This is a genomic window from Stenotrophomonas sp. YJH_SMC_20 (assembly GCF_059367845.1).
The window spans coordinates 266425-272821 of the sequence record NZ_JCAFRG010000006.1; the positions used below are offsets into that span (position 1 = coordinate 266425).

A 6397-nucleotide genomic window follows, 5' to 3' on the forward strand; every position below is an offset into this window, starting at 1 on the left:
GGTCCACTGCCGCCGCCGGGCCCTGACCCGGCGGCGGCCCTATACTCGACGGTCATGTCGACCGTCGATCCCGTCCTGCTGCTGTTGACCACCTGCCCGGACCGGGCCAGTGCCGAGCGCATCGCGCACGCGCTGGTAGGCGAGCGCCTGGCGGCGTGCGTGACCCGCCTCGACGGCGCACAGTCGACCTACCGCTGGCAGGGCGAGGTGACCACCGACGCGGAGCTGCAACTGCTGGTGAAGACCACCGCGAGCCGCGTCGATGACGCAATCGCCCGGATCGTCGAACTGCATCCGTATGAACTCCCGGAGTGCATCGCGGTCGAAACCCGGGCCGGCCTGCCGGCGTATCTGGATTGGATCCGGGCACAGACCCGGGAGGACACTGATTGAAGACTCTGTTTGCGCGTGGCGCTGCCTTGTGCGCCCTGTTGTGCCTTTCGCTGCCCGCGTTCGCCCTGGATGAGAAAGACCTGCTGCCGGTGGACCAGGCGTTCGCATTGACCGCCACTGCCCCCGAACGTGGCCAGGTGCAGTTGCAGTTCAAGATCGCGCCAGGCTATTACCTGTATCGCCACCGTACCAGCGTCAAAGCCGACCCGGCCTTCAATGCCGGCGCGCTGCAGATGCCCAAGGGCGACAAGCACCACGACGATTTCTTCGGCGAGGTCGAGACCTATCGCGAGCGCCTGCTGGCCACCCTGCCCGGCACGCCGACCGACGCTGCCGGCACCATCAGCCTGGAAGTGCGTTATCAGGGCTGCGCCGATGCCGGTGTCTGCTACCCGCCGCAGAAGCGCGTGGTGCAGGTCACCCTGCCGGGCGCCGGTGCGGCGGCGGCGGTGCCTGCCGCGCGTGCCGGTGCGGCCAGCCCGTTCAACAACCCGCTGGCCGGTGCCGGCAACAGCGGTGGCCTGCGCCTGCCGGGCGCGGCCAACAACAGCCAGGCCCTGCCGCTGCCGTCGGAACAGGCGTTCGGCTTCGATGCCATCGCCAGCGACGGCAACACCCTGCTGCTGCGCTTCAGCCCAGCGCCCGGCTATTACCTGTATCGCGACCGCACCTCGCTGAAGCTGGAAGGCAGCGCCGGCGTGCTGGCCGGCAAGCCGCGCTGGCCAGCCGCGCAATCGCATCGCGACGAGCACTTCGGCGATGTCTCGGTCTACTTCAACCAGGTGGAAGTGCCGCTGCCGCTGCGCCGCGCTGTCACTGATGCCGTCGACAGCACCCTGGTGGTGACCTTCCAGGGCTGCCAGACCGATGGCATCTGCTACCCGCCGATGACCCGCCGGGTGAAGCTGTCGATTCCGGCCGGCAAGGTCAGCGCCAGCGCCGACCAGGCGCCAGCGCGCAATGACGTGATCAACCCGCTGCCTGCTGCCAACGGCGCACCGCGCGAAGCCGCCAACGGCGCCCCGCTGCGCCTGCTGCCAACCGTGCCCAACACGGATGCAGCGGCACCGGCCGCCGCAGGTGGCGCCACCGCCAGCAGTGAATTCGCCATCGATGCACAGGGCGACAATGCGCTGCGCACGCGTCCGCCGGTGACGACGCCGAATCCTGATCGTTCGTTCGTCTGGGTCCTGCTGCTGGCGCTGGCCGGTGGCCTGGTACTGAACCTGATGCCCTGCGTGCTGCCGATCCTCTCGCTGAAGGTGCTGAGCCTGGCGCAGAGCGGCGAAAGCGCGCAGCGCGCGCGCAGCCACGCGCTCTGGTACACGCTGGGCGTGCTGGTCGCGTTCGCCGTGATCGGCGCGTTGATGGTCGGCCTGCGCGCGATCGGCAATGCCGTCGGCATCGGCTTCCAGCTGCAGCACCCGGGTGTGGTGGCGGCGCTGGCCTACATCATGTTCGCGGTAGGCCTGAGCCTGTCCGGCGTGTTCACCCTGGGCGGCGGCATCGGCAATCTGGGCCAGTCGCTGGCCAGCCGCAGCGGCCCGGCCGGTGACTTCTTCACCGGTGCGCTGGCCTGCGTGGTCGGCAGTGCCTGCGTCGGCCCGTTCATGGGTGGCGCGATCGCCTACGCGTTCATTGCCCCGCCGCTGAAGGCGATGACCGTGTTCCTGTTCCTCGGCCTGGGCCTGGCGCTGCCGTTCCTGCTGATCGGCTTCGTGCCGGCGCTCGCACGCCGCCTGCCCAAGCCGGGCCCGTGGATGGAAACGCTCAAGCACGTGCTGGCCTTCCCGATGTATGCCACCGCGCTGTGGCTGCTGTGGGTGCTGGGCAAGCAGCGTGGCGTGGATGGCATGGCGCTGGTGCTGGGTGGCCTGCTGCTGCTGGCGTTCGGCCTGTGGCTGTTCGAGCGCAACCGCTGGACCGGCTCGCGTGCGGTGACACTGCTGGGCGTACTGCTGGCGATCGGCGCGCTGGTGCCGGCCTGGGGTGTGACCCAGCTCGCACCGCCGGCGCGGGCCGCACAGGCCGCCAGCGACAACGTGGTCGAGTATTCACCGCAGTTGCTGGACCGCCTGCGCGCCGACAACCGGGTGGTGTTCGTCAACATGACCGCCGACTGGTGCGTAAGCTGCAAGGCCAACGAGCGCGCCGTGCTGTCGCGGCCGGAATTCAAGGAACTGCTCAAGCGCACCAACGCGGTGTACATGCGCGGCGACTACACCAATGTCGACCCGCAGATCACCACGTTCCTGGAAGAGCACAAGGCCGTGGGCGTGCCACTGTACGTGGTGTACGGCCCCGGCGCGCCGCCGACCGTGCTGCCGACCCTGCTGACCCAGGCGGTGGTGGAGGAAGCGCTGCTGCGCACCGCACGATGAAGTGGCAACGGCCAGCGCTGCTGTGGACAGCGGTGCTGGCCGCCGGCCTTGGCCTGTGGGCCGGCCATCGATTGACACCGGCGCCGGTGGCGCCTGAGGCCGTGCCGGGAGCGCCTGCTGTGGCGGCTGCCGCACCCACCCTGCAGGTCGGCGACAGCCTGCCCACACTGTCGCTGCCGGATCTTGAAGGCCGGCCGCTGGACCTGCGCCAGCACGCTGGCGGTCGCCCGCTGTTGATCAATGTCTGGGCCAGCTGGTGCGCGCCCTGCGTTGAAGAAATGCCCGAACTGGCGCGTTTCGCACATGTCCAGGGCGAGCACGGTGTGCAGGTGCTGGGACTGGCGCTGGATACGCCGGAGGACGTGCGCCGTTTCCTGCAGCGGGTACCGGTGGATTACCCGATCGTGATCGAGACCCCGGGGCCGCGCGATGCCAGCGTGCAGCTGGGCAATACACAGGGCCTGCTGCCCTACAGCGTGCTGTTCGATGCACAGGGGCGGCTGGTGAAGGCGAAGCTGGGGCCGTTCGCCCACGGCGAGATCGACAACTGGGTGAAGTGAGGGTGTTTTTTTGCAGGGCTTGCAGCCCTGCACCCTGCTCAATGCAACGGCAACGGCCAGAGCCAAAGCCAAAGCGGGCTTTCCGTGGGATGGCGGGGTGGGTCCGGTTGAGGGGGCGTGAGCCGCATGGATGCGGCGACCGAGCTTACATGGACGTACTTGCAGCGTCCCCCTCAACCGGACCCACCCCGCCAACCCACGGAAAGCCAGCTTTTGACGTTGACGTTGCTCCGGCTTGTAGCGGGTGCAGGGCTGCAAAGCCCTGCAACAAAACCCTCCTTGACCGTAGCCCGTCCGCCACGGAGAATTCCGCGATTAATTCTCATTTGCTGTTGCGCAGGATGCGGGCGGCAGCCTTCGGGGCCCCCTCCTTCGATGTTCAAGAACGTCCTGTTCCAACTGCACTGGCTGCTGGGCATCACCGCCGGCGCCGTACTGGCCGTGATGGGCCTCAGCGGCGCCGTGCTGTCCTTTGAGGATGAGCTGCTGCGAGCAGCCAACCCCGGCTTCGCCGAGATCGCTGAACACCATGCTGATGGCCAGCTTCCGCTCGAACTCAGCGAACTGGCAACGCTGCTGCAGGCCGGCGGTGATCGCCCCCTGCAGCGCCTGCGCGTGGATGCCACCGGCCAGCGACCGTCGGTGGCGCGCTTTGCTGGCGGCAAGGAACACTGGGTGTACTTCGACCCCTACAGCGGTGAGCGCTTCAGCGCCCTGCGCGGGCAGGCCCTCTTTGACTTCGTCGAGGACCTGCATCGGCATCTTGCCGCCGGTGAGCGCGGCAAATGGATCACCGGCAGCTGCGCCATCGCCCTGGTGTTCTTCACCTTGTCCGGGCTCTACCTGCGCTGGCCACGACGCTGGTGGCACTGGCGCAGCTGGCTGGCAGTAGAGTGGAAGCGCAGTGGACGCGGCTTCCTGTGGAGCCTGCACTCCGTGGCCGGCACCTGGGTGCTGTTGATCTACCTGATGAGTGCGCTGACCGGCCTGTGGTGGTCCTTCGACTGGTACCGCAGCGCAGCCAACACCCTGCTGGGCGTCGCACCGGCCGCCAAACACAAGGTCGCCGCCGACGCCGCCCTGGACCTGGAGCGCATCGAAGCCACGCTGTATGCGCTGCCCGGCGTGCGCACCGGCTACATCGACCTGCGTCTGCCGGAGAAACCGGGGCAGGTACTGAATGTGCGCGTGATGGCCGGTGACCCGTCGCAGCGCGGTGGGCGGCATGACCGCGCGCACGATCTGCTGCAGCTGGATCCGGCCAGCGGGGCCATCCTCGATTCACGCCCCTACGCGCGCCAGGGCACCGGAGGACAGCTGGCCACCAGCGTGTTCGCATTGCACTCGGGCAGTTACTTCGGCATGCCCGGGCGGGTGGTGGTGATGCTCAGCAGCCTGGGCATGAGCCTGTTCTTCATCACTGGCTGGCTGCTGTACCTGGACCGGCGCCGCAGCCAGCGCGCTGCGCGCGGGCTGCGCAAGTCGCTACCAGCAACACCTGCAGATGGCGATGGCACGCCGTGGCTGGTGGTGCATGCCAGCCAGAGCGGACTGGGCGAACAACTCGCATGGCGCGCTGCCGCGCAGCTGCAAGCATCCGGCCATGCAGTGCAGGTTCTGCCGCTGGCCCGCGTCGATGCCGCGCGGCTGGCACGCACCGCACAGGCATTGTTCGTGCTGAGCACCTTTGGTGATGGCGAACCTCCGGATGCGGCGCGGGGCGCTGCGCGACGGCTGCTGGCACAAGCGCCGGATCTGTCGGGCCTGCAGTTCGGCCTGCTCGCCCTGGGTGACCGCCAGTACCCGCATTACTGCGGCTTTGGCCGCCAATTCGATGGCTGGCTGCTGGGCAACGGGGCACGTGCGCTGTTCGAGCGCATCGATGTCGATGCCGCTGCGATACCGGCGCTGCGCCAGTGGCAGCAACATCTCGGCGCGCTGACCGGCATCGCCACCGATGACAGCGTGTTGCCGACCGCGACGCAGATGCACGAGTGGCGCCTGCTCGGCCGTGACCGCCTCAATCCAGGCGGCGTGGGCGGCGCCATCTGGCACATCCGTCTTGCGCCACCGGCCGATGTGCAGTGGCAGGCGGGCGACATCCTGCACATCGCGCCCCGCCACAACGCGCGGCACGCCGTTGCGGTGCTGAAGGCACATGGGCTGGATCCCCAGCAGCCGCTGCTGATTGACGGCCAGCCGCGCACGCTGTTGGCGCTGGCCAGCGAGCGCGAGCTGCCCGATGCCGATGCTGCGCTGTCGGTGCAGGATGCCTGCCTCTGGCTGGCAGGGCTGCCACTGCTGCCGGGGCGCGAGTACTCCATCGCATCCTGTACGGATGACGGTGCGGTCGAACTGGTGGTACGGCTGGTCCATGACGAAACCGGACGCACCGGCCTGGGTTCGGGCTGGCTGTCGCTGCATGCGCCTGTCGGTGCCAGCATCGTGGCCCGTGTGCACCGCAACCCCGGTTTCCATCGCGTTGGCGGTGCGCCAATGGTGCTGATCGGCAATGGCACCGGCATCGCGGGCCTGCGCAGCCTGCTGCGCGAAGCCGCGCATGCAGGTGAGCACGGGCACTGGCTGCTGTTCGGCGAACGCCAGCGCGCGCACGACTTCCTGTTCGCCGATGAGATCGAAGCGTGGCAGGGCGATGGCCATCTCGCGCGGGTGGACCTGGCGTTCTCGCGCGATGGTAAGGGCGGCTATGTGCAGGATCGCCTGCGTGCAGCAGCCGATGCCCTGCGCGACTGGATGCAGCGCGGTGCGGTCATCCACGTGTGCGGTTCGCTGCAGGGCATGGCCGAAGGCGTGGACCAGGTGCTGCGTGAAGCACTCGGTGATGAGGCGGTGGAAACACTGCTGGAGAACGGCCGCTACCGCCGCGACGTGTATTGATTCCTGCCAGCGCGCATTGGCCTGAGCCGAGCATGGGCTTGTATGTTCCTCCCGGCTCCTACGCGGTATGTAGGAGCCAGGGTGGAGGGACCGTCAACATGATATCTGCGGATAGCAGCCGACAGACGAGCCGAGCGATCCCCATCCCGCACCTTAACGTCGATA

Annotated in this window: 4 protein-coding genes; all 4 read left to right on the forward strand. The window is 68.3% G+C overall.

The annotated features are described in order from the left end of the window. Positions 1–54 precede the first annotated feature (54 nt). The 4 genes from cutA to AC5P6A_RS13090 all read left to right on the forward strand — a co-directional run bounded on the left by cutA (position 55) and on the right by AC5P6A_RS13090 (position 6232). Positions 55–393 (forward strand): divalent-cation tolerance protein CutA, encoded by a 339-nt coding sequence (gene cutA / locus AC5P6A_RS13075; RefSeq protein ID WP_010481118.1) that lies wholly within the window; start codon positions 55–57, stop codon positions 391–393. After that, the gene (locus tag AC5P6A_RS13080) at positions 390–2774 is read left to right on the forward strand and encodes a protein-disulfide reductase DsbD family protein (protein WP_134730080.1); all 2385 of its coding nucleotides are present in this window, start codon (positions 390–392) and stop codon (positions 2772–2774) included. Before cutA ends, AC5P6A_RS13080 begins: the two co-directional genes overlap by 4 nt. Beyond that, complete coding sequence (locus tag AC5P6A_RS13085; protein WP_134735077.1) at positions 2771–3334, forward strand: redoxin family protein; 564 nt, start codon at positions 2771–2773, stop codon at positions 3332–3334. The genes AC5P6A_RS13080 and AC5P6A_RS13085 overlap by 4 nt, the downstream gene beginning before the upstream one ends. Before the next feature lie 375 nt (positions 3335–3709). After that, positions 3710–6232 (forward strand): PepSY domain-containing protein, encoded by a 2523-nt coding sequence (locus AC5P6A_RS13090; RefSeq protein ID WP_180877919.1) that lies wholly within the window; start codon positions 3710–3712, stop codon positions 6230–6232. Positions 6233–6397 lie beyond the last annotated feature (165 nt).